The 26,188-nt window shown below is 65.1% G+C and carries 28 protein-coding genes and 1 pseudogene; 22 read left to right on the top strand and 7 right to left on the bottom strand.

Annotation, left to right across the window (positions count from 1 at the left end; all coding sequences use genetic code 11):
- Nucleotides 1-32 precede the first annotated feature (32 nt).
- Together AWC24_RS07410 and AWC24_RS07405 are read right to left on the bottom strand one after the other, a co-directional pair.
- Nucleotides 33-458 carry a nuclear transport factor 2 family protein gene (locus AWC24_RS07410; RefSeq protein WP_085083484.1) on the bottom strand — a complete coding sequence of 142 codons (426 nt, stop codon included), beginning with the start codon at nucleotides 456-458 and terminating at the stop codon, nucleotides 33-35.
- A gap of 30 nt (nucleotides 459-488) precedes the next feature.
- Entirely contained in the window at nucleotides 489-1,223 is a 735-nt protein-coding gene (locus AWC24_RS07405) for an SDR family NAD(P)-dependent oxidoreductase (RefSeq protein WP_085083482.1), read from the bottom strand.
- A 122-nt stretch (nucleotides 1,224-1,345) separates the two neighbouring features.
- On the opposite strand from AWC24_RS07405, the gene AWC24_RS07400 reads away from it, so the two are divergent.
- The 5 genes and pseudogenes from AWC24_RS07400 to AWC24_RS23475 all read left to right on the top strand — a co-directional run bounded on the left by AWC24_RS07400 (nucleotide 1,346) and on the right by AWC24_RS23475 (nucleotide 4,870).
- Nucleotides 1,346-1,936 (top strand): TetR/AcrR family transcriptional regulator, encoded by a 591-nt coding sequence (locus tag AWC24_RS07400; RefSeq protein ID WP_085083480.1) that lies wholly within the window; start codon nucleotides 1,346-1,348, stop codon nucleotides 1,934-1,936.
- A 22-nt stretch (nucleotides 1,937-1,958) separates the two neighbouring features.
- Nucleotides 1,959-2,348: a nitroreductase family deazaflavin-dependent oxidoreductase gene (locus tag AWC24_RS07395; protein ID WP_085083478.1), complete on the top strand. Its 390-nt coding sequence runs from the start codon at nucleotides 1,959-1,961 to the stop codon at nucleotides 2,346-2,348.
- A gap of 157 nt (nucleotides 2,349-2,505) precedes the next feature.
- Nucleotides 2,506-2,907, top strand: coding sequence for a hypothetical protein (locus AWC24_RS23425; protein ID WP_308494582.1), 402 nt, complete (start codon nucleotides 2,506-2,508; stop codon nucleotides 2,905-2,907).
- Between the two features lie 105 nt (nucleotides 2,908-3,012).
- Nucleotides 3,013-3,621, top strand: coding sequence for a hypothetical protein (locus AWC24_RS23420; protein ID WP_308494581.1), 609 nt, complete (start codon nucleotides 3,013-3,015; stop codon nucleotides 3,619-3,621).
- Nucleotides 3,618-4,870: pseudogene (locus AWC24_RS23475) on the top strand (sulfotransferase). The gene AWC24_RS23420 and the pseudogene AWC24_RS23475 overlap by 4 nt, the downstream one beginning before the upstream one ends.
- 60 nt (nucleotides 4,871-4,930) lie before the next feature.
- On the opposite strand, the gene AWC24_RS22135 reads toward AWC24_RS23475, so the two are convergent.
- Nucleotides 4,931-5,632, bottom strand: a complete 702-nt coding sequence (locus tag AWC24_RS22135) for a hypothetical protein (protein WP_133055710.1) — start codon at nucleotides 5,630-5,632, stop codon at nucleotides 4,931-4,933.
- A 332-nt stretch (nucleotides 5,633-5,964) separates the two neighbouring features.
- Here AWC24_RS22135 and AWC24_RS07375 point away from each other — a divergent pair, with 332 nt between their 5' ends.
- On the top strand, nucleotides 5,965-6,573 hold the full coding sequence (locus AWC24_RS07375; RefSeq protein ID WP_085083474.1) for an LGFP repeat-containing protein: 609 nt from the start codon (nucleotides 5,965-5,967) through the stop codon (nucleotides 6,571-6,573).
- A gap of 13 nt (nucleotides 6,574-6,586) precedes the next feature.
- On the opposite strand, the gene AWC24_RS22430 is transcribed toward AWC24_RS07375, so the two are convergent.
- Nucleotides 6,587-6,757, bottom strand: a complete 171-nt coding sequence (locus tag AWC24_RS22430; RefSeq protein WP_163705332.1) for a hypothetical protein — start codon at nucleotides 6,755-6,757, stop codon at nucleotides 6,587-6,589.
- 149 nt (nucleotides 6,758-6,906) lie between these two features.
- On the opposite strand from AWC24_RS22430, the gene AWC24_RS07370 reads away from it, so the two are divergent.
- From AWC24_RS07370 to AWC24_RS07355, 5 genes are all read left to right on the top strand, one after another.
- Nucleotides 6,907-8,265: an aldehyde dehydrogenase family protein gene (locus tag AWC24_RS07370; protein WP_174813610.1), complete on the top strand. Its 1,359-nt coding sequence runs from the start codon at nucleotides 6,907-6,909 to the stop codon at nucleotides 8,263-8,265.
- A gap of 83 nt (nucleotides 8,266-8,348) precedes the next feature.
- Nucleotides 8,349-9,272: an aromatic alcohol reductase gene (locus AWC24_RS07365; RefSeq protein WP_085083472.1), complete on the top strand. Its 924-nt coding sequence runs from the start codon at nucleotides 8,349-8,351 to the stop codon at nucleotides 9,270-9,272.
- Between the two features lie 44 nt (nucleotides 9,273-9,316).
- A complete protein-coding gene (locus tag AWC24_RS22425; RefSeq protein ID WP_165757717.1) occupies nucleotides 9,317-9,472 on the top strand; it encodes a hypothetical protein in 156 nt (51 codons plus the stop codon).
- A 192-nt stretch (nucleotides 9,473-9,664) separates the two neighbouring features.
- Nucleotides 9,665-9,898: a hypothetical protein gene (locus AWC24_RS07360; protein ID WP_085083470.1), complete on the top strand. Its 234-nt coding sequence runs from the start codon at nucleotides 9,665-9,667 to the stop codon at nucleotides 9,896-9,898.
- Entirely contained in the window at nucleotides 9,888-10,199 is a 312-nt protein-coding gene (locus AWC24_RS07355; RefSeq protein ID WP_085083466.1) for a type II toxin-antitoxin system PemK/MazF family toxin, read from the top strand. Before AWC24_RS07360 ends, AWC24_RS07355 begins: the two co-directional genes overlap by 11 nt.
- 354 nt (nucleotides 10,200-10,553) lie before the next feature.
- On the opposite strand, the gene AWC24_RS07350 is transcribed toward AWC24_RS07355, so the two are convergent.
- A protein-coding gene (locus AWC24_RS07350) for an IS3 family transposase (RefSeq protein WP_109560359.1) occupies nucleotides 10,554-11,692 on the bottom strand; the annotation gives its coding sequence in 2 pieces (ribosomal slippage) (nucleotides 10,554-11,422 and nucleotides 11,422-11,692; 1,140 coding nt in all).
- Here AWC24_RS07350 and AWC24_RS07345 point away from each other — a divergent pair.
- The 8 genes from AWC24_RS07345 (at nucleotide 11,686) to AWC24_RS07305 (ending at nucleotide 19,376) form a co-directional block, all read left to right on the top strand.
- Complete coding sequence (locus tag AWC24_RS07345) at nucleotides 11,686-12,054, top strand: PIN domain-containing protein (protein ID WP_109560360.1); 369 nt, start codon at nucleotides 11,686-11,688, stop codon at nucleotides 12,052-12,054. The two genes, AWC24_RS07350 and AWC24_RS07345, sit on opposite strands and share 7 nt — an antisense overlap.
- Nucleotides 12,055-12,262: 208 nt before the next feature.
- On the top strand, nucleotides 12,263-12,496 hold the full coding sequence (locus AWC24_RS07340; RefSeq protein ID WP_065025586.1) for a hypothetical protein: 234 nt from the start codon (nucleotides 12,263-12,265) through the stop codon (nucleotides 12,494-12,496).
- Entirely contained in the window at nucleotides 12,493-12,828 is a 336-nt protein-coding gene (locus tag AWC24_RS07335; protein ID WP_085083464.1) for a type II toxin-antitoxin system PemK/MazF family toxin, read from the top strand. Before AWC24_RS07340 ends, AWC24_RS07335 begins: the two co-directional genes overlap by 4 nt.
- Nucleotides 12,829-13,893: 1,065 nt before the next feature.
- A complete protein-coding gene (locus AWC24_RS07325) occupies nucleotides 13,894-14,598 on the top strand; it encodes a hypothetical protein (RefSeq protein ID WP_133055709.1) in 705 nt (234 codons plus the stop codon).
- An 87-nt stretch (nucleotides 14,599-14,685) separates the two neighbouring features.
- Entirely contained in the window at nucleotides 14,686-15,429 is a 744-nt protein-coding gene (locus tag AWC24_RS07320) for a TnsA-like heteromeric transposase endonuclease subunit (protein WP_165757716.1), read from the top strand.
- Nucleotides 15,430-15,434: 5 nt separating this feature from the next.
- Entirely contained in the window at nucleotides 15,435-17,510 is a 2,076-nt protein-coding gene (locus AWC24_RS07315) for a Mu transposase C-terminal domain-containing protein (protein ID WP_234807287.1), read from the top strand.
- Nucleotides 17,498-18,523 (top strand): TniB family NTP-binding protein, encoded by a 1,026-nt coding sequence (locus AWC24_RS07310; protein ID WP_013828995.1) that lies wholly within the window; start codon nucleotides 17,498-17,500, stop codon nucleotides 18,521-18,523. The genes AWC24_RS07315 and AWC24_RS07310 overlap by 13 nt, the downstream gene beginning before the upstream one ends.
- A gap of 307 nt (nucleotides 18,524-18,830) precedes the next feature.
- Nucleotides 18,831-19,376 carry a hypothetical protein gene (locus AWC24_RS07305; protein WP_220096837.1) on the top strand — a complete coding sequence of 182 codons (546 nt, stop codon included), beginning with the start codon at nucleotides 18,831-18,833 and terminating at the stop codon, nucleotides 19,374-19,376.
- Nucleotides 19,377-19,387: 11 nt separating this feature from the next.
- On the opposite strand, the gene AWC24_RS07300 is transcribed toward AWC24_RS07305, so the two are convergent.
- Nucleotides 19,388-20,167, bottom strand: a complete 780-nt coding sequence (locus AWC24_RS07300) for a TetR/AcrR family transcriptional regulator (RefSeq protein ID WP_013828997.1) — start codon at nucleotides 20,165-20,167, stop codon at nucleotides 19,388-19,390.
- 215 nt (nucleotides 20,168-20,382) lie between these two features.
- On the opposite strand from AWC24_RS07300, the gene AWC24_RS07295 reads away from it, so the two are divergent.
- From AWC24_RS07295 to AWC24_RS07285, 3 genes are all read left to right on the top strand, one after another.
- Nucleotides 20,383-20,817 carry a DUF6188 family protein gene (locus AWC24_RS07295; protein ID WP_041317922.1) on the top strand — a complete coding sequence of 145 codons (435 nt, stop codon included), beginning with the start codon at nucleotides 20,383-20,385 and terminating at the stop codon, nucleotides 20,815-20,817.
- Between the two features lie 110 nt (nucleotides 20,818-20,927).
- Nucleotides 20,928-24,005, top strand: a complete 3,078-nt coding sequence (locus tag AWC24_RS07290) for an MMPL/RND family transporter (RefSeq protein WP_407663421.1) — start codon at nucleotides 20,928-20,930, stop codon at nucleotides 24,003-24,005.
- A gap of 478 nt (nucleotides 24,006-24,483) precedes the next feature.
- On the top strand, nucleotides 24,484-25,008 hold the full coding sequence (locus tag AWC24_RS07285; RefSeq protein WP_085083454.1) for a hypothetical protein: 525 nt from the start codon (nucleotides 24,484-24,486) through the stop codon (nucleotides 25,006-25,008).
- Nucleotides 25,009-25,070: 62 nt separating this feature from the next.
- On the opposite strand, the gene AWC24_RS07280 is transcribed toward AWC24_RS07285, so the two are convergent.
- Nucleotides 25,071-26,183: an Rv3169 family protein gene (locus tag AWC24_RS07280; RefSeq protein ID WP_085083452.1), complete on the bottom strand. Its 1,113-nt coding sequence runs from the start codon at nucleotides 26,181-26,183 to the stop codon at nucleotides 25,071-25,073.
- Between the last annotated feature and the right edge of the window lie 5 nt (nucleotides 26,184-26,188).

Here is a 26,188-nt window from a genome sequence, read left to right as displayed (position 1 = left end):
ACGGGTGGGTGAGGTGGGGGTGGGCTTGGCCGTTACCCCGTGTGGGTGAGGAGTTCCCAGGGCTTCATGCCGAGCAGACCGGCAAGATGTCCCTGCATCTCGACGCCGGTCGGCAGCGGGCGCCACCAGATCGTCACCTCGGCGATCTGGCCGTCCGCGTCGAGTTGGATGTAGTCCATTCCATTGACCCCGGTGTCGTTGATCTCCAACCGGAAGTGCGCGGCGTGGTGCGTCTCGCCGGTGAGAACCTCCCCATAGCGGAGGTCGGCCGCCATCGCGCTGACGGTCCGGATGGCTTCCAGCACCGCCTCGCGGCCGGTGACCGGCTCGTCGTCGAGTGGGCTGTACAGGACCACGTCCTCGGCAAGGATGCCGGAAAGGGCGTCTTTGTCAGCACCGCCGTTCATGCAGTCGACAAAGGCCTCTACCGTCTCGCGGTGCGGGGCGAATGTGGTCATGGCTACTCCTTGTGTCCTTGTCTCTCCGTGTCAGATGACCGTGGTGCCGCCGTCGACCACCAACTCCATGCCGTTGACGTAGCTCGAGTCATCGGAGGCGAGGAACAATGCGGCCGAAGCGATTTCCTCGGGTTTGCCCATCTCGCGGCGCGGGATTACCGATTCGAACTGCGCCTTCATCTCCTCGTCCATCACCTTCGCCAGCATCGGCGAGGAGACCTGACCGGGGATCAGCACGTTCACCCGGATCCTGCGATCCCGCAACTCCGACACCCACACCCGTGCGTAGGCAGATAGCGCGGCCTTGCTCGCTGCGTACACGCTCCAGTTGGGATAGCCCCGCAGCGATGCGTTCGACCCGGTCATGAAGATCGAGCCGCCATCGTTGAACAGCGGGAGCGCCTTCTGAACGGTGAACAGCGTGCCGCGCGCGTTCAGCCCGAAAGTGGCATCGAACTGCTCCTCGGTGATCTCGCCGAGCGTGGCCTGCTCGCCCGTCCCGGCACTGGCCCACAACACATCGATCGCGCCCTTTTCCCGTTTGACAGTGTTGAACAACCGGTCCAGATCGTCGAGGTCGGCTGAATCGCCCGGCACGCCAGTCACGTTCCGGCCGATCAGTTCGACGGCCTCGTCCAGCGCATCCTTTCGCCGGCCCGAGATGAAGACGTGCGCCCCTTCGTCAACGAACAACTTGGCACCGGCCAGCGCCATACCGCTCGTCCCGCCGGTGATCACCGCGACCTTGCCATCGAGCTTTCCCATGATCCGCTCCGTTCACTCCATTGAGACTATGTATACCGATCGGTGTATGTACCGTATCGGAAGCTAGCAGCGATGACAAGCTATGCACACCGATCGGTACCCACCTGGGCTATGCTGGGCGGATGACGGAGGTGGAGAAGGGGCCGCAGGGGCTGCGTCGCGGCAGGGGTGCACGAGAACGCATCCTGCACGCTTCCCAACAGCTGTTCCGCGATCAAGGCATCAACAGCACCGGAATGGATCAGCTCTGCGCGGTGGCCCAGGTGTCCAAACGGACGTTCTACCAGCACTTCAGCGGCAAGGATGAGCTGATCGCCGAGCACCTACGCCGATTCGATCCTGACGTGCTGCCCGAGGTGTTCGACCGCAGCGACCTCAGCCCGCGCGAACGGCTGCTTGCCGCCTTCGACATCCACGGCCCGCTGTGCCCGTTCATCGCCGCGGCCGTCGAGATCAACGACCCGGACCACCCGGCCCGCCTGCACGCCCGCGACTACAAGAAAGCATTTGCCGCGCGGCTCAGCGCGACCGCACGCGAGGCCGGCGCCACCGACCCCGACCAGCTCGGCGAACAACTGGCTCTGCTGCTCGACGGCGCCTCGGCACGCAACCGCGTCCTCAACTCCGAGAGCTTTGCCACCGCAGCCGCCATCGCCGCCGTGCTCATCGACAACTCCATCCCCGCGGCAGCGGTACCGATTGGCGCACGCTGACCGGCCGAACAAGGAGGCGACAATGCGCGTTGGGCGCTCGGTTGCTCGATTCAATCGCCGCTTCACCAACCGGGCGGCGCTGCGGGTCGCAGGACTCCTGCCCGCCCTGGGAATACTGGAACATACCGGACACCGAACCGGAAACCGTTACCGCACACCGCTACTCGTTTTCGATACCGCCGACGGCTACGCCCTGCTCATCGGCTACGGGCCTACGACGCACTGGGTCCGCAACGTTCTCGTCCATGGCTCGGCCGTCATCCGGAAGCACGGCCGCACCCACCAGGTCGCCAAGCCGCGCCTACTCAGCAAGAGCCAAGCCGCTCACACCGTCAAACCGCTTTCGCGGCCGCTATACCTGCTGTTCCCGTACAACGAGGCGGTACTGGTGCTGACACGTCAGCCGCAGTGATCGGGCTCCTGCGGACACACCGCACGATAGTGTTTCACGGTGTCAGGGCGATGAAGCCCGCTGCCAGGAAGGGGCCCGCGGTGTGTGCTGCTGAGGCGGGCATCCGCATTGAAGACCCTTCACGCAGATGCCGGCACGACCCGCGGGTGAATCACGTATGAGTGCGACGGAGCATGACGGACTTGCAGAGCCGCCAGGCCCCGAGGCCGACGCCTGGCGCCGGCTTGTCGACGCCATGCGTGCCGCGGGGGAGCAGGTGCTCACCGATACCGCGGGGCTGTCTCGAATAGAGCAGGCTGACGGACTCCGGGCGTTGTTGCGAGCGTTCGCGAATCAATTGGGCCGCTTCGAGGTCGACCGGGACAAACCCGAGCTGATCCCGTTCAACGGGTGGCGGCAGAAGTTCCTGATGGACAATCCGGATTTCGCTACTGGGTTGCCGACATCCGCGCCGACGGGCGGTACCGGATTCGCGGCAACCGTGGCGATGCCGCCTATGTCTCGATCACGGTGTACGCCGCTGCCGTCGGTACCGATGCCCAGGCCACGGCGCGGATAGACAGTGACGAGTTGACTTTCGACGAATCCGGCCGGCTACCAAGTCACTCTCGGCGGTCAGCGACCGGCGACGGGGGACTGGCTGGATCTGCCCGCGGGCGCGACCGTGGTGTGGGTCCGGCACTTTCACAACGACGTCCATCACGACGCCATCGGATGGTGCGCCATCGACCCGGCCGCCCAACCTCCGGTACCGGCGCCGATCGACCCGGAAAGGCTCTCCCGCCAGCTGACCAGGTTCGCGACGGCGACGACCTATCTGCCGCGGATCTGGGCTGCCGCCACCGCGGCGGACCTGGCGGAACCCAACCAGATGCGGCACTGGGAGGAGATGACCGGCGGGGCGGTGTACACCGAGCCCGGTATCCATTACCTGCGCGGGGGATGGCAGCTCGCACCAGAGGAGGCACTGGTGATCGAGGGGGAGACGGTGGACTGCCGCTACTGGAACATCCTGGCCTACAGCCGCTTTCTCAATTCCCTCGACCACCGTCACCGCCGCGTCTCCTACACCGGAGCCACCGCCACCGTCGTCGGCAATCGGTATCGGTTCGTGCTGGCTCCCGAGGACCCGGGGGCGAGTGACGCCGACTGGATCGACACCGAAGGGCGGCCGGAGGGCATCGTGGTGATCCGGTTCTTGCAGCCTGCCCGCACACCGCCGCTTCCCACCGTTACGCGGGTGCGGCGCAGTGACATTCGAGCGCAACGATGACCCGGTGGAATGCGCCGGTGCGGACTGCCGCTGCTGCACGGTTCTACCAGGCGGCCGAAGACGACCGGGTCGTGCGGCCCGAGAGGTATCGGCTCGGTGTCGACGCCGTAGACCTGGTGATCGACCGGGCCTCGCGGGGAGGTGGCGATGCCATGTTCGGCGAGGTGGCCGACTGGAAACCCGGCCTGGAGCACTATCTGGGGTCGGCGGCCGAGGACGGCCGGCTCAACGCGCTGGGTGCCAAGAATGCGCACAGCACCGCGGTGGGACGACTACGTGCCCGCGCGGCGATCGACACGTACCTGCGCGAACATCCCGACCTGGAGCAGCGGCCGCTGCCCGCACCGATCATCATCACCGGCGGCTGGCGTACCGGGACCACCTTCTTGTTCCGGCTGCTGGGTCGCGACTCGCGACTGCGGGCACCGTTGCCCGCCGAACTCGGTGCGCCCTGGCTGCTGGCCGGCGACCTGAAGCCGCAGCAGCGAGCGGAACGGTTGGCTGCCGCCGCGTCCGGCCATCAGATGCTGCACATCCTGAACCCGGCCATGGCGGCCGTCCACGATTCCGGCCCGGACCTCGCCGAAGAATGCGTCCTGGCGATGGGCACCACCCTGCGCAATTGGGGCTTCACCGCTACCACTCGCTGGACGGGTACGCCCGCTGGCTGGCCGGGGAGTCGTTTGCCGCGGAATACCGTCAGCACGGGCGCATCTTGCGAATCCTCGATGCCGACGACGGACGACGATGGGTCCTCAAGGCGCCGGCACATACCGCGGAGCTCGAACATCTCATCGCGACCTATCCCGGTGCCTGCGTGATCTGGTTACACCGTGACATCGTCGAGACGGTGGCTTCCGGGGCCAGCCTGTTCGCCACCTACCGATCCACCTACAGCGATGAGGTCGACGGTCACGATGTCGGTCGGTTCCAGACCGAGCAGACCGAGCTGTGGCTGCGGCGCGCGGTCACAGCCCGCAAATCCTCACCGGCACAGACCATTAAATGGCTGGACATCCACTACCGCGACCTGCTGTCCGATCCGGACGCGACGCTGCGCCGAATCTACGCTGCCGCTGACCTGGACGCCCCGGACACTGCGGCGATGATCGCTGAGCACCACAGCGCCCAACCCCGACACGGAAAGGGCCAACACCGGTACGTGGCCGCCGGCTTCGGCATCGACCCGCAGGCTCTGCGCGAACGCATGCGGTTCTACACCGACACGGTGTCGCCTGCTGCGGGGTAGCGTCACCGGTGGGCAGACCAGGCGGGCGGATACTCAGCTCGGGCGCGCGCCGGCCGTCGATCAGAATAGCGAGCTGAAGTCAGTCAGGTCACTCAAATCTGATACGGCAGAATCAGGTTCGACCGCGGGGAATTCGAACAGCGTCAGAAATGGCTCCTGTCCGTTGACGCTGAGCACGTCTTTGATGCCTGCCGCGTCGCTGATGAAGGTGTTGGTCAGTCCGACTCCGTTGCCGAAGAACCCCTGGATGGTGAACGCGTCAGCGAACCCGACTGTCGGGTCGTTCAGAAAGTAGTTCGTGAACAGCGGCTCGAGACCGGGTAGTCCGAGTTGCACGGGAATGAACGGGAACAGCTCCAAGCTATCTTCAGTAGTTCCGACGTTGGGGAACCCGGAGCCGTCGAGGACTGCGGTGACCTCTGAATGACCCACACTTCCGAAAATCGGTGTGTACGAAGACGTCATGTGGGCCGTGTACCACTCCTCACCATCCACTGGTAACCCATTGGAATCGAGCTCGTGCGCGAAAATCGCGGTGTTCCCGTTAGACGTGGTTGGAAGCGTGGCTATATAACCGGGCAGCATCGCCGCAGAGTATTGCGGAAACTGTGTTGACGATATCGTCAGATAGGGCCAGGCGTCGTCGATGGCGTCAGCGCCGGCGCCCGGACTCGCGGCCAGGGCCGCACCGAGACCGGTGCCCAAAGCGATTCCGAGAAACACGGTTGCGCGGCGTGATTGCAGCAGCGGACGAGTCGGCATCGCGGCCCCATTCCTATCTGACGTTGCCGGTGCGATGGTGCCGCTGAAGATACGCGTGACGGCACCGCCTACCATGCGATTGAAAAAAGGGCACCGGTTACTAACCGTACAACGTACTGGAAACGATTGAAAGAGCAGCGGTCATGGCCCGCCGATGCGCTGGGCGCAGCGCCTGTTCAGCGCCATGTTTGCATTTCAGCTATTGCGCGGAGACCGATGGACGCAGGGGAAGGGCGACCATCGCCTGCGGCACGCTATGGGTTTGGTTATAGTCCTGATCGGGCGAGGAGATCAGCCGATTCGGTGCACAGCGAAAGCGCGAGAGGAAGCCCATGGGGACGATCACACACCGCCACGCAGCAGCCATCGGCTTGGTCGCCATCGCACTGACCGCCGTGGGGTGCAGCCATCGAGAAGCTTCCGACGCGTCGGCGCCGCCTCAGGTCTTGTTGATCGCCACCACTACGGCTGGAGTCCCGGCGCCACCTGCCGACGTGAAGCTCATCGGGGACAGAGGCGTCGAGGTAACCCTGACGGGACCAATTGCCGCCAAGTACTCGTCGGCAACGGAGAGTCAGAGAGAGGCGCTCGGCAAGCCGCTGACCGGCGACCACAACGCAGGAACACGAGAGAGTGGCGTGGTGTTTCAGCAATTTCAAGGCGGAGCGATCGTCGCAAAGAACGGCGAAACGGGTACGCCTGCATACATCGCCGAGGGCAAGATCCGGGACGCCTGGAATGTCGAACGCGACCAGGATGGCGTGCCTGCGGTTCCCGGCAACAACGGTTCGGCGGGCCCATTAGGCATCCCCACCAGTGACCAGACTCCCGTGGGGGGCCAGCTGGTGTCGACATTCGAGCACGGAAAGATCGCCTACGACACGAAGACCGGCCAGGTCGAGGTGACGGTCAATGGGAAGACCGTGCCTTCTGGGCTGTAACGCCTGGCCGGGGTCACGACAGTGACGTGATGATCGGCAAGCTCATAACCGTCAGAATGTTGAACTTCCACGCCCGACCCAGCAGTGCAATATGACCCACGAACATGGCGGGCGCGGCGCCGACGGTGACGGTGCCGTCGATATGACTTTGGCCACAAGGTGATTCCCCGCGTTCGCCGGTCACCGGGTGGCAGATGCCGCGCGGACGTCCCGGAGTACCGATGCGGCCGGCCGGTCGCCGTGGCCGGACACGGTTTCGTTTTGCCTCCGCTTGTCACGGGTACATGGCCCGTGGAGCAGAGGTGAGAGGCAGAGTTGAGAGTGAGTCCCGTGATGGAATTGGCTGAGCTGACGGTCGTTGATCCGCGGAACGGAAACACCGTCTCGCGCGTGCCCATCGCCGACGCCTCGGCTTGTGAAGACGCCGTCGCCCGCGCCCGCGCCGCGTCGACGGATTGGGCGCGGACACCGCCTGCGGAGCGGGCGGCCGCTGTCAGGGCCGCAGCCGGCGCAGTCCAGGCAGCGGCCGCCGAGCTGGCCGGGCTCAACGAACGCGAGACCGGCAAGCTGAAAGACGATGCCCTGGGCGGCGTGGCAGCCGGTATCGACACGCTAGTGCAATACGCCGAACTCGGCCCGTTGCACCGTGGTCGTAGCTTGCAGGGCGTCTGGGGCGCAACGGATCTGATGGTTCCCGGACCGCGGGGCGTGGTGGCGGTGCTCACCCCGTGGAACGATCCGATCGCGGTGGCGGCTGGCCTGCTGGGCGCAGCGCTGGTATCCGGCAACACGGTGGTGCACAAGCCAAGTGAGCGTTGTCCGGCCACCGGCCGCCGTTTTGCGGAGTTATTGAGCGCTCAGCTTCCGGACGGAGTGCTGGAGATCGTCGACGGTGATGCGGCGGTCGGTTCGCGGCTGGCGGCGGCTGAGCAGGTCGATGTGGTGGCCCACGTCGGCAGTACCGCTGCGGGCCAGCAGATCACCCGAGCGTGCGCCGTGCGCGGCGCCAAGGCGTTATTGGAAAACGGCGGCAACGACGCATTGATCGTTGACGCCGGTGTGGACCCGCGGTGGGCGGCCAGCCAGGCTGCGCTGGGCGCCTTCGCCAATGCCGGGCAGATCTGCGTGTCCGTCGAACGGGTGTACGTGGTCGAGTCCGGTTCGCAGGCATTCCTTCAAGCTTTGGCCGACGAGGCGCGCCGCTGGGCGGATCGGATCGGCCCGCTGGTCGACGAGCGCCAGCGTGCGCATGTGCACCGACACGTCGACGACGCGGTTCGGCGTGGGGCGCGGCTGCTGGTCGGCGGTCAGCCGCGACCCGGGAGGGGTTCGTTCTATCCGCCGACCGTGCTGACCGACTGCGCCTCGGACATGCTCGTGTTCGCCGAGGAAACGTTCGGTCCGGTGGCTCCGGTACGGGTGGTGCCGGACTTCGAGACGGCCTTGGCGGAGGCTGCCGATGACCGCTACGGGTTGGCGGCAACGGTGCTGACCCCGGATATGGCCCACGCGCAGACGGCCTGGCGGAGTCTGCCGGTGGGCACGGTGAAGATCAATGCGGTGTTCGGCGGGGCGCCCGGCGGAGCGGCCCAGCCGCGCCGGCTCAGCGGCAACGGTTTCGGATTCGGACCGGAGCTGCTCGATGAAATGACCACGACGAAAGTAGTGCACTGGACGTCACCCGGCAGGTGAGGGCTGGGTCGGGGCATGGGGCTGCGGGCTGATCAGTCCTGCTCTGCCGCTCTGGGCGACGCGACGAACGTGGTGAAGGGATTATGGCGTCACAGCAATCATCACCTGGGGGAGAGATCCTCGTCATCGGAGCCGGCGAACTCGGCGGCAACGTTGTCGCCGCACTGACTCGTCGGGATGGCGCACCGTCGGTAACGGTGCTGCTGCGGCCGTCGGACACACCCCGGCATGCCCGGCTACGCGACGAGTTCGCGGCCCGCGGCGTCGGAATCGTCGAGGCCGACGTTGCGATGGTGTCGGCGGCGGAGCTGTCGACAGTGCTTAGATGGTTTCACACGGTGGTGAGCTGCATCGGATTTGCAGCCGGGGCGGGAACCCAACGAAAGATCACCGAGGCCGCGTTGACGGCGCGGGTTTCGCGATACTTCCCGTGGCAGTTCGGCGTCGACTATGACGCCATCGGACGCGGCAGTCCACACGACCTGTTCGACGAACAACTCGACGTGCGCGACATGCTGCGCGCCCAGAGCGCGACCGAATGGGTGATCGTGTCGACGGGCATGTTCACCAGCTTCCTGTTCGAACCCGACTTCGGCGTCGTCGACCTCAGCACCAATACCGTTAACGCGCTCGGCAGTTGGGACACCGAAGTCACCGTCACCACTCCGGAGGACATCGGCGTACTCACCGCGGAGATCGTCCAGACCCCCCCGCGCATCGCGGACCAGGTCGTCTACGTCGCCGGGGACACGATCACCTACCGTGAACTCGCCGAAATCGTCGGACGGACAAGGGAAGGCCAGGTCAACCGCAATGAATGGACCGTCGCGTATCTACTGCACGACCTCGACCGAAACCCCGACGATGGACTACGGAAGTACCGTGCGGTGTTCGCTCAGGGTAAGGGCGTGGCGTGGCCGAAGGCCGATACGTTCAACGTCACCCGCGGCATCCCAACCACGACCACCGAGGAGTGGGCGCGCAAACACTTCAGCGCGAAACATTAGAGCTGGGCGTATACATGCCGCCTGGGCAAGGGGAGAATCGCTGCATGTCGGCCGCGCTCTGGATCATCGTTGCCATGCTCGCTGTCGGGACGATCGCCGGCGGGCTGATGCGGCTGCGGGCGTGGTTGCGTAGGCCGGTACCGCCTGAGGTGATCGAGGCCGCGCGCCGCGATGACGGCGAGGACGAGTCCCGGCGATGAAGTTATGAATCGCTTCGCCGACCGTCACATCGACTGATGAAAACGACGAGATCTACTGGTAACCCCCATATTCGATTCCGCCGTATTCGTGGACGCCCGACGCAGCGCCTCTTGCAGTCCTGCGCAGAACAGCATCCACTTGGCGCTGGGCCTGTGGGTGCGCCGTCTTACAAACCGTCATACACTGTTGGAATGGCCGACACGATTATTTTCCGGCCGGACGAAGACACATTGAAGGCGTTGGAAGTTTTGACCAGGGACGGCGCGGCTGTCTCGGCAGTCATTCGATCTGCCCTTATCGATGCCGCGCGACAAAAGGCCCGCGCGGCGATCCGTGCCGAAGCGGAAAGTCTTGCTGAGGACGAGGCTGATCGTACTGAGGCGCTACAGGTGCTGCGCGACATGGAGACCCTGCGTGCGTGGTGAGGTCTTTCGGCTGCGTGCCTCGCGGGGGAGTCGTGGTCATGAGCAGTCTGGCTCTCGTTACGCGGTAGTTGTCCAATCGGATCAACTGCCGTTGTCAACATGGGTGGTTGCGCCGACGTCCACATCGGCTCGTCCTGCTAGCTTCCGTCCCGAGGTTGCCATCGGCGGCGTAAGCACCCGTGTGCTTGCCGAGCAGGCTGCGGCGGTCGATCCAGGCCGCCTCGGTAAGAGCGTCGGGTTTCTCGGTTTCGACGAGATGCATCGCGTTGACGCAGCGATGCGGATCGTGTTCGCTCTCTGAGCGTTGCGTTGTCACCTCGGATGGAAACCGTTGGGTGAGGTGGAATATGGCGAGCTTTACTGGGAACCCGCCATATTCGATTCCGTCGCATTCCTAAGGCGTGCGGGCGGCCCGGTGCTACTCCGGGGGTGGCGCTCAGCTCGGCAGGTTTCGGTTTTATAGGGAATTCGGCCGGCACGGGAGTGTATCACCGGTGATCCACTCGGTGGATGGCTGAGGCGGTTGAGGGGGACCCGTTTGGTGGTCCAGTCGCTATGCGGCTTGGGGTTGGTGGGTCGAGGTCCACTGTAAGGCGAACTCGGCAGGGCTGAGTCCGTGGTGGGCCTGAGGGGGACCCATTCGGTGGTCCAGTCGCTATGCGACTTGGGGTTGGTGGGTCGTGGTCCACTGTAGGGCGAACTCGGCTGGGCTGAGTCCGCGGTGGGCCGAATGTGGTCGGTTGGCGTTGTAGTCGATCCTCCAGTCTTCGATGATCACCCGAGCCTCCAGCAGCGAGTCGAAACGCCAGGAATTGAGCAGCTCATCGCGCAGTCGGCCGTTGAACGACTCGATCCAGGCGTTCTGCCAAGGTGATCCGGGGTCGATGAACAGTGAGCCGGTGCCGTTGAACCGGCACCAGTCGTTGACCGCGTGGGCGACGAACTCAGGCCCGTTGTCGAAGCGCACGTAGTACGGCGCCCCATGTTGGTCGACCAGTTGGTCGAGGACGTCGACGACGCAGTCGGCGTTGATGGCGCGATCGACGTGGATCGCCAGGGCCTCACGGGTGAACTCGTCGATGATGTTGAGCATCTTGATGGTGCGCCCATCGGCGGTGGTGTCGAACTGAAAGTCCATCGCCCAGATCACGTCCGGGCTGATCGGACACATCGCTCCGACCGCGGTCCCGATGCCGGTCAGCCGTTTCTTCTTGCGTCGCTGCGGTACCCGCAGGCCCTCCTCGCGCCACAGCCGGCGGACGCGCTTGTTGTTGACGACCCAGCCCGCTTTCCGTGCTGCAATCGCCGCTCGTCGCCAGCCCCAGCGGGGCCGGTCGGTGGAGAATTTCCGCAGCCAGGCCCGCAGCTCGGCTTCCTCGTCGGTGATCGGTGCTGGTTGCAGACGCATCGTGGAGCGGTGGATGCCGACCACGGTGCAGGCTCGACGCTCGGAGACCCCGAACCGCTCACGCAGCACCGTCACGGCGCTGCGCTTGCGGTTCGGGGTTAGAAGTTTCCCTCCGAGATCTCCTTGAGCATGTCGATGTCGAGGGCCTGGTTGGCGACCAGCTTCTTCAGTCGGGCGTTCTCGGCCTCGAGTTCCTTGAGGCGTTTAGCCTCGTTGGCCTTCATGCCGCCGTACTGGGCCACCCAGCGATGCCAGGTCGACTCGGCGATCTGCAGGTGCCGGCACACCTCGGCGAGCTCCTGGCCGGCCCCGAGGAGCTTGTTGCCCTCGGCGAGCTTGCGGATGATCTGATCCGGCGTATGCCGCCGGCGCTTGTTCGATGCCATGTCGTCGTCGATTCTTCCTGCCCGAACACCGGGCAACAGAGTCGCACAACAACTGGACCACTACGAGGGGCCCACCTCACGTGGCCCAGGGTGATGCTGAACGTAGCGCACGTCAGCAACACCTGCAGCAGGCGGAGGCGGATTTCGAAATCCTTCCATTCGGTGCTGAGAGTGCGCGGGCGTTTGGGGCCGTCGCTGCCGCGCTGCGTACATCGGGCCGCAAACCAGCCGCGCGAGCCTACGACGCGCTCATTGCGGCGAGTGCTGTCGCGCACGGCGTGCCGTTGTACACGTGCAACCCCGGTGACTTCTCTGGGATACCCCAGCTAGACCTGCGCGCGGTCACGCACCCGGACCGCTGATTCAGTGCGCTGTCTCGGAGTTTGACGCATGCCCGATCGCCTTATTGCATGCAGCCGGTGAAGTCGTTGGGACACAGGGTAATACGGCGACATCTACTGGTAACCCGCCATATTCGATTCCGTCGTATTCCTGTCCGGAGTGGCGGGCCGGGGAGTCCGGCCCCCGCAGTCCACAGCGTCATGTCTACATTTCGTCTACACTGAGTGCATGGCAGCAGAAACCACCACCGTCCGGGTTCGGCGGCCGGATTCCGAGCGGTTGCAATCCCTAGCCAAGGCTCGTCAAACCGCCGTCGTCGACGTCGTGCACGCAGCGATTGACGCCTTGGAGCGGCAAGAGTTCCTGCGGGGTCTCAACGGGGATTACCAGCGCCTGCGGACTGACCCCGAACTGTGGGAGCGGTACCTGGCAGAGCGTAACGAGTGGGATGCCCTGGTTTGATCTGGCGAGGAGAGGTCTACTACGTCGATCTCGGCCAGCCGGTAGGCCACGAACCGGCCTTTCGTCGCCCGGCGGTCGTCGTGTCGGTCGACATTCTCAACAACGGACCTGGCGGTCTAGTGGTCGTCGTCCCGATCACGACCACCGGTTACGGACTGCGAAGCCATGTCGAACTGGAGTCTGAGGCGAGCGGGCTGGACCACGCCTCGTACGCTCGCTGCGACCAACTGCGGGTTGTCTCGGTCGAACGAGTGTCATCCCGGCAGGGAATGATCGGACCAGACCAGATGCGGGTCATTGATCAAGCACTGCGATTCGTCCTTGATCTGTGACGCTCAGCTGGCGAGCGGGTAGTTGAGCGGTAGCGAAACCCTTTGGCTGACAGCAGAAAACGGCGTACTTTAGTTGACATAATGTACGTTATCGGCATAACGGTGAGCTGGGACTGGCCGGGCTAGGCCGGCGACCGCCCGATGTCATCACTCTTCAAGCTTGCCTGACGGTCATCCGTCCCGCCTTTGGCGCGGTTGTCCATTCGCACGTCGTCCATGCGGTACCGCGTTTGGCTGGACCGCCCAGGATCCGGCCGCTACTCGTTGCCCGCTCGGGGCTGCACCGGCCCGTGTCCTGGCGGTCACTGGGCCGCGATCGTCACGACGCTCACCCCGTCTCGCAGTACGCGCTCTATCTCCCGCTCAACCATGCCAATACGTCACAGTGACGAAATAGCATGGTTGAGCGGGATAGCGAGATAAGTTGCGTAACAACGGTTGACTCCCGCCCAGCCCCTCGCTCACCCACCCCGTGGTCGCCCATACGTCACCGTGACGAAAATGGGCGTCCCGGCTGGGCGGCGAGATCCGCTGCGCAACACCGGTTACAGCACCTCCCAGGCTTTGAGGCGCAAACCTGGGGACGCTATCTTTGTGGCGGCGGCGGTGCTACCGGCTGGCACGCATTGGCACCCGGGTTCCACCAGTTGCCGGGACCGCAATTCGGCGGCGCTGACGGCTGGCAGGCATTGGCTCCCGGGTTCCAGAAGTTGCCAGGACCGCAATCAGGTGGTTGAGCCGAGCCAACGCCAGGCGCTACCGCTGTCACACACACGCCCGGTGCGAACGCCACGGCCGCGGCACATGCCATGCGAAAAACGAACTTCCCCATGATTGCCTCCTCTCGGAAGTGTCCAGATCCCCGATCTGGATGTCGATCCATTAGCACTACCCCCTCCGGCGGAGTCGCAATCACGAATTCCACCGGGGTCCGTGGACGCTAATACGTCAGTGATGGTCACGTGGTTGCGGCACGGGAGGCAGGCACCACGGCGTCGTGTGAAACGATGGACTGGTTGATCTTGCTCGGCGCAAGCTGCGCCCCACGGAATAGATCTGGTAGCCATGACACCTTCTCCCCCCGTATCGGCCACCGCTGGTACCGCGGTTCCCGGCGATGACACCGGCATCGTGCTTCCGGTGGGTCCCGAAGAGTTGTTGAACTGTGGGAGCGGATTTCTGACCAGTGCGCTGCGCAGGTACGGAACTCTGCCGCCAGACGATGCGGTCGCGCACATCACCGATTTCGCGGAGGTCGGCGGCGGAAGCACCGGTCGCAAGGCTCGGCTGTCGGTCGAGTACGCCGGTCGTGATCCGCAGCTGCCCACCGAACTGTTCGTGAAATTCTCCCGCGACCTCGATGACCCCGTCCGTGATGCCGGCAGAACCCAGATGAAGGCCGAGGTTCGCTTTGCCGGGTTGGCTCGCACCCCGGGATTTCCGATCACCGTGCCGGCCACGCTGTTCGCCGACTATCACAGCGACTCCGGCACCGGACTGCTGATCAGTGAGCGGATCATGTTTGGCGACAAGGGGATCGAGCAACAACACCACAAGTGCCTGGACTACGAGATGCCTGATCCGCTGGATCACTACCGGACCATGACGGTCTCGCTGGCCAGGCTGGCCGGCTGGCACCGCAGCGGTGCCGCCGGCGATGCGATCGATGCCTTCCCGGTCGATCTGCAGGCAGCCAACGTCGGCGAGCGGCGTCCGCTCAGCGAAAACCGATTGGCGCGGCAGCTAGTACGTCTCACCGATGTCCGTTGACATCCGACGTTGGGCATTGTCGCGATATCTGAGGTATCGGCGTGTCTTTGCCAATCTATCTGAGGTACCGCCGGTAGCGTTATTTAGGTGCGTACGGCTCCGGCGGCGCTGTGGCCGCAGGTCAACGGTGGTGTTGAGCTTGAATTCAGCTCCACCGGAGGAGGGCGCTCGCGCTTGCCGCTAGCGGAGTGCGCCACGGCGGACTTTGAGTTGGACTGTTCACCTATCCGCGGTTTCCCGTCGTTTCGTGGACAGAGTAATTATCCAGGGATGTGGTGGTTTTCGACGACTCGTGAACACATCGGGTATGAGTCGTGGGTGGAGCGTGACCATTTGATGGCGCTGGATGCTGACCCCGCGGTCACTGGCGTTGCGTCGCAGCCGTTCCGGTTGCACTGGGGTGATGGCAGGCACCACGTGCCTGACTACTTCGTGCGTTTGTCCGACGGATCCGCGAGGGTTCTCGACGTGCGCCGCGATGACCGGATATCGGATGCTGATGCTGAGTTATTCGCTCGATCGGATCAGGCGTGCCGGTCGCTCGGATGGGCCTATCAGCGTGTGGGCGAGGCAGATCCGGTGGTGACGGCGAACCTGCGCTGGTTATCTGGGTATCGGCATCCACGGGTGTACCGCCCGGCGGTCGCTGCGGCGTTGGAAGCGGTGTTCGACTCGGCGCGGCCGCTGATGGCCGGTGTGAGATCGGTCGGCGAAGCGATCATGGTGTTGCCGGTGCTGTTCCACCTGCTGTGGCATGGGCGGCTGGGTGTTGACCTTTGCGGGGCCGTGTTGGCCGAGGAGTCGATCGTCGGCCCCGCCTTGTGGCGATGACGGGTATGCGTTCAGGTGTCATCCGTGAAGGCGATGAAATCCGTTTATCCGACGGGGTGTTCACGGTTGCCACACTTTCTGGTGGCGCAGCCAGGCTGACCGATGCGGTCGGCGGGCAGTCGGTGGTACCGCTGTCTCGGCTGCTGGGTGACACGACGTTGGAGTTGGTGTCGGGGTCGCGACCTGCTCTGTGTTCCGAGGAAGCCTTGGCCGGTGTGCCGGAGGCTGCCGCGGAGCGGGCCCGCTGGTGGGAACGGCACTTGATCGAGGTGTTGACGGGTCGACGGGTTGATGCCGAGGCAGGGAGTCGGCCGCGACCCGAGTTCGATCCGACGTCGTGTTCGCTGCGGCAGCGCGAGCTGACCAAGCTCGCCGAGCTGCAGTCGGCCGGCCACGAGATCAGCTTGAACACGTTGCAGCGGCAACGCTATGCCTACGAACGAGACGGCCTATTGGGCGTTGTCGATCGTCGTCACATCCCCCGCCGGCCGGTGTTCGGCCGCGTCGACGAGCGGCTGGTGGCCGCGATCCGGCAGGCAATCGATGACGAGACCGACCTGTCGACCGGGACGGTCAGCCGCTTGCAGCGACGGGTGACAAAATCGTTGGTGGCTCAATACGGCGCGCAGGACGCTCCGGCGATGCCCTCGCAGCGCACTTTCTATCGCCTGGTGAAGAGGTTGTCGGCGGGCCGGCACACGTTCGGGTCCGCGCGCACCCGCCGTTCGCTGGCCAAACAGCCAGGTAGCCCGTTCGGTGTGCTGACGGTGGCACGGCCCGGTGAGATGGTCGAGATTGATTCGACTCCACTGGATGTGCGGGTGGTCCTCGACGACGGGACGGTCGACCGGGTCGAGCTGACCGGCATGGTTGACGATGCGACCCGCTCAGTTCCGGCGGCGGTATTGCGGCCCACGACCAAAGCGGTCGACGCTGCGCTGCTGCTGGCGCGGGCACTGACGCCGGAGCCGATGCGGCCGGGATGGTCCGATGCGCTGCGCATGTCGCGCTCAGTGCTGCCGCACCGCTGCTTGACCGAAGTGGATCAGCGGTTGGCCGATGCGGCCGCCCGGCCAGTGATCGCCCCGGAGACCGTGGTGTGTGACCACGGGAAGGCCTATCTGTCGCAAACCTTCCGCCAGGCTTGTTGCACGCTGGGTATCAATCTGCAGCCCGCCCATCCCGACACGCCGACCGACAAACCCAAGATCGAGCGGACGCTGCAGTCGGTGGCCACCTTGTTCGCCCAGCATGTCGCCGGGTATGTCGGCTCCAGCGTCGAGCGGCGCGGCAAGAACGCCGAACAGGACGCGGTGTGGTCGATCGTGGAACTGCAAGCCCTGCTGGACGAGTGGATCGTCGCAGTCTGGCAAAACCGTCCCCACGACGGCTTGCGTGACCCCGTCACCCCGGGAAAACCCTTGACTCCCAACGAGAAGTACGCCGCTTTGGTCGAAGTCGCCGGGTATGTTCCGGTGCCGCTGTCGGCCGACGATTACATCGAGTTGCTGCCGTCGTGCTGGCGACGCATCAATTCCTACGGCATTCGGGTCAACAACCGCACCTACGACGCCAAGGCACTCAACCCCTACCGCCGCCAGCATTCGGGGGTGGAATCCAAGAAGGGCCAGTGGGAAGTGCATCACGACCCTTACGACGTGTCGCGGATCTGGGTGCGCAACCATCACGACGAGGGCTGGCTGGCCGCGACCTGGACGTATTTACGCACCCACCCGGTGCCGTTCGGCGAATCGATGTGGCAGCATGCGCGTACCGTGCTGGCCCAGCGCGGGCAGGATCAAGCGACCGAGGCCGAGATCGCCCGCGCGGCCGACGAACTGCTCGACCGAGCCGCACAAGGCCCCGAACCCTCCCGACAGGAATCGAAGGATCGCCGGGTGGCGGGCCGAACGCGGGCGACCACGGCGCCGGCGTGGCCACGGCCGGACGCCGCAGCACCCTCCGTTGAGGCAGATGCGCCGTCAGACGACGAAGACGACGGCGAGGACGCCGAGACCGCGCAGGTCATACCACTTCCGGTGTTTGATGCACGCAAGGAGGCTGAATCGTGGCGGCTGTGAACACGATTGCCCCGGTGAGCCAACTCGAGGATCGGCGCCAACCCACCACCACGCTGGAGGGTTGGCGCCGTTTCGTTGATGCGGATCCACCCGAGTTCATCCTGTTGCCCGATGCGCAGTGGAGCGCCCTGTCGGAGGCCGAGCGGACCAACTACAACGAGGCCCGCGTCGCTCATCACAGTGAATTGGTCGTGGTCACCACGTCGGCGATCCAGCGCATCACCAACGAGGGCCGGCTGCTGACGCTGCTCAACCAACGCGAGATCGGCGCCCGGCGCGGACTGATCATTTCCGGGGCAGCCGCAACTGGGAAGACCACCGCGGTCAAACAGCTCGGTCGGTTTCACGAACTGCGTATCCGGACACGATTCGCCGACAAGTCCCGGATTCCGGTGGTGTATGCGACGGCGCCGCCGAAAGGCTCGCCGCGCAAACTCGCGATGGAGTTCGCCCGATTTCTGGGCCTTCCGATGATACAACCGCGGATGAACGTCACCGACATCTCTGATGCTGTCTGTCAGGTCCTCATCGACGCCCGCACCGACATTGTGATCGTCGATGAGATCCACAACCTCAACCTCGACACCCGCGCCGGCGAAGAACTGTCCGATCATCTGAAGTACTTCACCGAACACCTACCGGCCACCTTCGTCTACGCTGGCATCGACGTCGAGCGCTCCGGCGTGTTCACCGGCACCCGCGGCCGCCAGCTCGCCGGGCGCTGCGGCGTGATCAACACCAGCTCGTTCCCATACGCCGGAGAATGGAAGTCGCTGGTGGCCGCGATGGAAGGCACCCTGCGGCTGCACCGTCACAACGCGGGAACGCTGGTCGCCGAGGCCAAGTACCTGCATCAACGCACCGGCGGCATGATCGGCAGCCTGGCGCACCTGATCCGCGCGGCGGCGATCCGCAGCATGCTCGACGAAACCGAAAGCGTCACCCGAGAGCTGATGGACACCGTGCTCATCGACTACGCGGCCCAAACATCGGCACAACGCAGTGCCAGCTGAGGTGTCTACCGCCCCGGCGTGGCCCCAGGGGCCCGTGGCGCCGTTACCCCGAACCGTCACACCGTTTCACACCGAGACCGTCCAGTCCTACCTTGATCGCCTCGCGCACGCCAACCATGTGAAACCCCGGCAGCTGCGGTGCTACCTGGCCGACGGTCCCGCGATCTGCCGTCCCAGGCCGGACTGGTTGGCAACCGCCAGCAACCACCCTTTAGTCACTCTTGATGCCCGACTAATAGGGCTGGCCGACCGCGACCGCCACACCACCCGACAACGCCGCCACGCCCGGCCCGCATGCCGGCTCTGCATGGCACGCCGCGGGGTCTACGAGCCCGTCTACTGCTGGTTGCCCGACTACGCCACCGTCTGCCGCCAACACCGCAGATGGATCGGTCCGGGCACCCACACCCTCGATGATCAACGCGATCTGCGCTGTGCACCCGTCGTGATCGCCGCCGCGCAGCGCCATGCCCGACTGCACCGCCGCCACAACAACACCGCGCGCTTCGCGGTCAAGGATGCCGCGCGGATCCACCGCTGCTGGTCACGCAGCGCGGGCCTGTTCACGCTGCCGCCCGCCCACGCCGACGTCGACGCCCACATCGCCGCCTACCCCGATCTGATCGCCTTGGCCGCCATCCTGGCTGACGCTCGCGTCCGGATCTGGAACACCGTGGCAGCAACACCCGCGCGAGCCCGCGCCGTCGATGCGGTCTACGTCAGTATCGGCGGCCGGTTTCCCCGGCGCCGCGACCACACCCGCCCCATCGAACAGTGGATCTATGATCAGCAACTCAGCGCCACACGCGTCAACCGGCCCGACTCCAAGGCAGGGAACGAGCCCGCAACGTAGTGCAACGTCGGCTAATCGCCCTCATTCGGCCGAGAAGTGGGTGCGCGTCGGCCACGGCCAGCGCGGGTGTCCGTTCTCGTTTGACCTGAGGCACTGTTTGGTGCCTGACCTGCGGTGAAATTATCGCCGACCTGTGTGGTTGCGGGTTCGCTGTCGTTGTGACGGTGGGCGGTGAGGAAGTCGTCGACGATGCGTGTGCAGTCGTGGGCAGTCATGGTGCGTAGGCCGGTCATTCGCGCGAAGGCGAATGGCCCGATGAGTTGGCACAGTACGAGTTCGACGTCGAAGTCGCCGAGTTCGGCGCGGGCTTCGGTGCTTTGCAGGATGGCGTCGAAGGGTTGTCGGTATTGGTCAATGACTCGTGCGCGTAGCGCCCTGGGGGCGTGCTCACCGCTGGTGTGATCGGTGGTTGCGGTGGGGCCCAGGGCGAGCCAGGCCAGCGCGGTGACGTGCAGCGGAGCGTCGGCGAATAAGGCGGCCTGGCGGGTGAGCAGTTCGATGAGCCGTTCGCGCAGCGTTCCACTGGCCGGTGCGGGCGGGGTGACTTGAGGTAGCAGCCGCTCGAAGGTCGCTGCGAGCAACTGCGACGAGTTGTTGAAATGGCGGTAGAGGGTGGTGCGAGCCACCTTGGAGGCTTTGGTGACCGCATCGATGGTGACGGCCTCAATGCCGCCGCTGGTGAGCAGTGCGGCCGCTGCGTCCAGTAGGCGATTGCGGGATCGGATCCGGCGGGGGTCGATGTTGTCATCGTCGTTGCCGTCGTCGTGGCCGAACTCCAGCCGGCTGCTCACCCTCGCTCACCTCGCTGCTTCCGCGTTTTTGGCCGGCGTTGCGCGCTTAGGCCGACGGTTATGGCACTAACGGTAGCGCAGCGAAACGGTTCGTAGTGGGAGCGCCGTAGTGTCCGTTCGGCCTCCGTGGCTCGCAGTTAACGCTACTACTAGTAGCGGAGCGCTACTAGTAGTACTATTTGTGCATCACCCGAGGATGTGTCGACGGAGGCGCCATGTACCCCCAATGGATTCAAGCGTGCGTTGTGCAACGCGTGTCGCTGCGTGATGGGCTGGTGTTGGACTTCGATGACTGCAATGAGGTGGTCATTTACCGCCCGCTGCGGCTTACGCTGCCCGCCGTCGGTGACTTTCCGGTCGAGGCAGTGTTCATCGATCCCGGCCGGGTCGCGACTCATGAGCGCCCACTGCTGGATCTCGCCGGCGCGGTGTGCACGCAGGCATGGTGCGGCGATGGTGGTGGGCTGCACCTTGGTTTTTCCAGCGGACACCGCATCGATGTTGACGCCCACCCGCAGGTCACCGCCTGGGAGTTGTACGGCAGGCACCACGGCTACATGGCGTGCCTGCCGCATGGGCGGGTCCGGGTGGTCCGCTATGACATCCCCGAGGCCGACGACGCCGAGGTAGATCTCGCCGCACGTCGTTAATGGTCTATTCCGCGCTGCGTCGCGCGTGCGCCGCTGAATAGCGCATGTATCGACGATGTGGTACTGCGAGTAGCGTAGCGATATCGATAGTTTCGTTTGATGGAGGTGTGGTGGCCGACGGCGATCGGGACTTCTCGGGTACCACGGCGACACTGCTGAAGCGCAATGGTCGTTCGACCCCTACGGCCGATTCCAGCGAGTACAGCGCGCGGTTGGCGGCGCTGGCTGGGTTCACGGTGCGGCACAAGGCGCTGGTGATGGGGGCATGGGTCGGCGTTGCGGTGGTGCTGGCGCTGTTGTTTCCCCAGTTGGAGACGGTGGTGCGGCAGCAGTCGGTGAACCTGCTCCCGCGCGATGTGCCGTCGTTTCAAACGGTGGACCGCATGAGCGCGGCGTTCGGCGAACAGGGTTCCAAAACGATGGTGTTCGTCGCGATGGAAGACCCCGCCGGGTTGACCCCCGCGGCGCGGCAGCACTACGACCAGCTGGTGGCGCGGCTGCGCGCCGACACCGATCACGTCTTGCTGGTTGAAGACCTGCTGGCCGACCCGGTCACCGCGGCCCACGCGGTCAGCCACGACCACCAGGCTTGGTATCTGCCGGTGGGCGTGGCCGGCACGCTGGGTGATCCCACCGCGGCCGCCTCCGTGCAGGCGGTGCGTGGCATCGCCGCTGGGGTGTTCGCCGGCACGTCGACCACGGCGTATGTGACGGGGCCGCCGGCGACGTTCAGTGACATGATCGCTTCTGCCGAGCACGACCTGCTGCTGATTTCGATCGCGACTGCAGGTCTGATCGCGCTGATCCTGCTGATCGTGTACCGGTCGGTGTTCACCGCGCTGCTGCCGCTGCTGGTGATCGGGGTGAGCCTGGCCGTCGGGCGCGGTGTGCTGTCCGCACTGGGCGAGATGGGTATGCCTGTCTCGCAGTTCACCGTGGCGTTTATGACCGCGATCCTGCTGGGCGCGGGCACCGATTACACGGTGTTTTTGATCAGCCGCTATCACGAGCAGCGCCGCGCGCAGGTGCCCGCCGATCAGGCCGTTATCCACGCTACAGCCAGCATCGGCCGGGTGATCCTGGCCTCGGCGGCCACCGTCGCGTTCGCGTTTTTGGCGATGGTCTTCGCCCGCCTGAGTGTGTTCGCCGCGCTCGGCCCGGCGTGCGCGGTCGCGGTGCTCGTCGGATTCGCAGCCACGGTCACGCTGCTGCCGCCGGTGCTGGCGCTGGCCGCCAAACGCCGTATCGGCGAACCAAAATCCGATCGGACCCGCCGGTACTGGAACAGCGTCGCCGTCGCGGTGGTCCGGCGCCCCGGCCGGTTGCTGATCACCAGCCTGGTCATCCTGCTGGCTCTGGCAGGAGTCGCGGCGACGATGAAAATCAGCTACGACGACCGCAAAGGCCAGCCCACCAGCACCGCCAGCAACCAGGGCTACCAGCTGCTGGACCGCCACTTCGGCAAAGATATCGTCATCCCCGAATTCCTGGTCGTGGAAAGCCCCACCGACATGCGCACCGGTAAGGGGCTGGCCGACCTCGACGAAATGGCCTCCCGCATCTCCCAGATTCCCGGCGTCAAAAAAGTTTCCGGGGTCACCCGGCCCACCGGAGAGCGCCTCGAGCAGGCCCAACTCTCGTGGCAGAACGGCCAGATCGGCGACAAGTTGGCTGGCGCCGTCGCCGACGGCAACGAACGCAAGGACGATCTCGCCAGGCTCACCGACGGCGCCGACCAACTCGCCGGCGGGCTCGCTCAGCTTGACACCACCCTGCGCAGCGCTTTGACACCACTGACCGGGATACTGGCTCAAGCTCAGTCCGCCGGCACTCAGGTTCAGCGGTTCCAGCCTTTGCTGCAACAGCTTTCAGCCACCGCCCCGGCCGTCGACAAAGCCATCCAATCCGGCCCCGGGCTGCGGCCCCTGGCCGAACAAGCCCAAAACGCCATCGCCATCCTCAACCCCCTCGTCGGCGCCCTCAACACCTCCCCGTGGTGCGCCACCACACCGCAGTGCGCCCAAATCCGCGATCAAGTTCAGATTCTGGTGAGCTTGCGCGACAGCGGATTCTTCACCGAGGTCGCCGACCTCGGCGACCACTACAACCCCGACACTAATGCCACCGTGGCCGGCACCCTCGCCAATGTCCAAACCGCGGTCACCGCCTTGGACAAGGCCTTCGGAGCCCTCGGTGATCCCGCCGACCTGGCCGGCAACATCAGTCGACTCCAAGACGGCATCAGCCAACTCGCCGCGGGCGCCCAAGCACTGGCGACCGGCGTGCACACGCTGGTCGACAGCAACATCGAACTGCTGTCCGGGATGAACCAGATCGCCACCCAACTGCAGAACTCCGCTCGCGCCAGCGCCTCCTCGGACTCCGCCAGCGGCTTCTACCTGCCCGCCAATGTCTTTGAGAACCGCCGATTCGCCGATGTAGCGAAACAATTCCTGTCAGCCGACGGCAAAACCGCACGCTTTGCCATCGAATCGACCCCCGACCCCTACAGTGGCGCAGCAATCCGCCTGGCACACAAGATCGTCGACGTTGCCAACGCGGCGCGGCCCAACACCTCACTGGCCGACGCCTCCGTCTCGGTTGCCGGGTTCCCCGCCGTCAACTCCGACATCCAGCGATTGCTGCGGGCGGACTTCGCCCAACTGGCCATCGCCACCCTGCTCATTGTCGGGCTCATCCTGGTGGTGTTGCTGCGCGCCATAGTGGCCCCGTTGTACCTGCTGGGCACCGTCGTTTTGAACTACTTGGCCTCACTAGGCATCGGCGTTCTGATATTCCAATGGGGCCTCGGATACGAAATCGCCTGGCCGGTACCCCTGTTGGCGTTCATCATCCTGGTAGCAGTCGGCGCCGACTACAACATGCTGCTCGTCTCACGGCTGCGCGAAGAATCCGGACCCAATATCCGCGTCGGCGTACTACGCACCGTCGCCAACACCGGCTCCGTCATCACCTCAGCCGGCCTGATCTTCGCCGCCAGCATGTTCGGCCTCACCACCGGCTCGATCGCCATCATGATCCAGGCCGGACTCATCATCGGCTGTGGGCTACTCCTCGACACCTTCCTGGTGCGCACCCTCACCGTCCCCGCCATCGCCACACTGCTGCGCGAAGCCAGCTGGTGGCCCAACGTGCGGCACCGTCATCGCGGCCGGCGTGCCGCATGAGTTGCTGATCGTACATCCACTGGTGGACTGGCCAGGCATGGTCAGGGCGTTCCGGGAACCGGTGAGCGAGGCTGACGTGGACTGTGTCGACGGCGCGAGCGCGGGCCGGGGTTTCTGGCGGCATCTTCAGGTCCCAGCCGGACCAAGCAGGACCCGCTGATGGCTGACAAACCCCGGCCGCGCGCTGGACCAGGCGTTCGGAATCCTCCCGCCCCTACCCCACAGGCGACTCCGCTCCAGAGACAACTGAGACCCCATCAAGCTCGCTCGCTGCCACGAAAGTCGACCTACCCCAGTTCAAATGGCAAACCGTCCGTTGCCGGTCGTCACTTGATCTGAGGCACCGCAGGTCAGGGTCCCAGACCTGCCCCAGATAGATCGACAACGGACAACCGAGTTCACCAGCACCCATCCGGGACTGTTCCCCGCCGAGGTTCGTGCATCGCAATTCCTTTCGGACTTCGCCGAACAGGTACCTGTGATCGTCCAGGCCGAAGCAGCGGTGTGGCGGCACCTGGCAGCCGACCCGAACCACATCGCGCTGTGCCATTGGAACGCCAACGTCGACAACGCGTGGTTCTGGCGTGACGCCGACGATGTCCTGCAGTGCGGGTTGATGGACTGGGGTTGCGTCAGTCAGATGAATGTGGCGATGGCGCTGTGGGGTGCGATGTCGGCGGCCGAGATCACCTTGTGGAATGAACATTTCGATGCACTGGTGACGCTGTTCGTCACCGAGCTGGCTGCCGTCGGCGGCCCCCCGATCGACCCGGGCCAACTGACACGCCAGGTCCTGATCTATGCGGGCATCATGGGGGTCAGCTGGCTGCTTGACGTGCCGGCACTGATCGCCTCCCGCCTGGGCGAAGCAGCCCGGACGATGACCCGCTACGACGCACCGATCAAACACGACGAAAGCGTCCGCGCCCCACTGCAGATGTTGGTCAACGTGCTCAACCTGTGGCAGACACGGGACGTCGGCGCACTGCTGACCGGCCTTTGACCGCCCCGCTGGCGGCACCTTCTCCGGGGTGATGAGATCGATGGTGCCGAGTGGACGGCGGATCACCCAACCGCGGGCACATCCACCAGGCCGGTGAAGCCACTGGGATCGTGCGGCCCGATCGCCAGTTGCTCGAGCACCCCGATTCCGGTGCGCTCCCCCCACCGCGCCCGCATGACCTGCTGGACGTGGATGTTGTCCAGTGCGAGGTTGTCGAGCTCCGCGACCGGAATCTGCTCGCCACCCACGGCGAGCTCGTCGTGCCACAGACCGTGCGACCACCGGGAATGGAAATACCCTGCGCCCTTCATCCGGAAGGTCAGCAGCGGCTGTAGCTCAATGCTTTCCGCGGTGCCACCGCGGCGAAAGTCCAGGCGCGCCCCCCGAGAGCGGCGCAGCCCCGGCGCCCAATCGATCGTGTGGCTGACATCGACATGCTCGACCCCGTCCTGGGGGCCGTAGACCGAATCGCCGGGGCGCAGGATGGGCAGCACCGCCCCGCTTTGAGCCCACGATGCCCCGGTCTGATCCTCGAAGGTCAGGTAGTGCAGCGCGACATCGTCGAAGTTCAACGGAGCCCAGAGGAAGAACAACTGCCCCGCCGACGGTTCGGGCGCCGCCGACGCCGGCAGCCCCACCGGACGCAGGCCCCAGGAGCGGTCCTTGGTGCCGTAGACGGTCTGTTTGTCGAAGTCGTTGGTGGCGCCGTCGACGGTCACCGATCCCGACCACCGGCCCAGCTGGGAGGCACGCGTCATGTCGATGGCCAGCCGCGTGCCCACATAACGGGTCTGGCGGGGTTCCTGGTAGCCGACGGTGCGCGCAGTGAAGGTCATATCGGCGCCCAGGCCGTACTCGGGTGCGTCGACGACGACCCGGTTGATGCGCATCGGTTCGACGATCTCGATCCTGATGGGCCCGATCGCCGTCTGGGTGCGATCCAGCGGAGCACGGCCCGAGGCGAACACCGAGCGCTGCAGCCCGTCGCTGACCACACTGAGCGCGGCGTCGATGACACCCCGGTTCGGGTAGATGCCCAGTGCCACCCCGAAATAGAAGTCCTCGGTGTAGCCGTTGAACCAGAACCTGTCGTAGTGGTCGGGGTTGCCATTGCCGGCGTGCGCCAGTGCCACCGGGGTCTGATGGACGGGGTAATCGTCGAACGGTGTCAACACGGCGG

The sequence above is a fragment of the Mycolicibacter senuensis genome (assembly GCF_002101885.1).
In the GTDB taxonomy this organism is placed as follows: domain Bacteria; phylum Actinomycetota; class Actinomycetes; order Mycobacteriales; family Mycobacteriaceae; genus Mycobacterium; species Mycobacterium senuense.
Note: the sequence above shows the minus strand (reverse complement) of the source record. Positions and strands in the feature narration are given on the sequence as shown.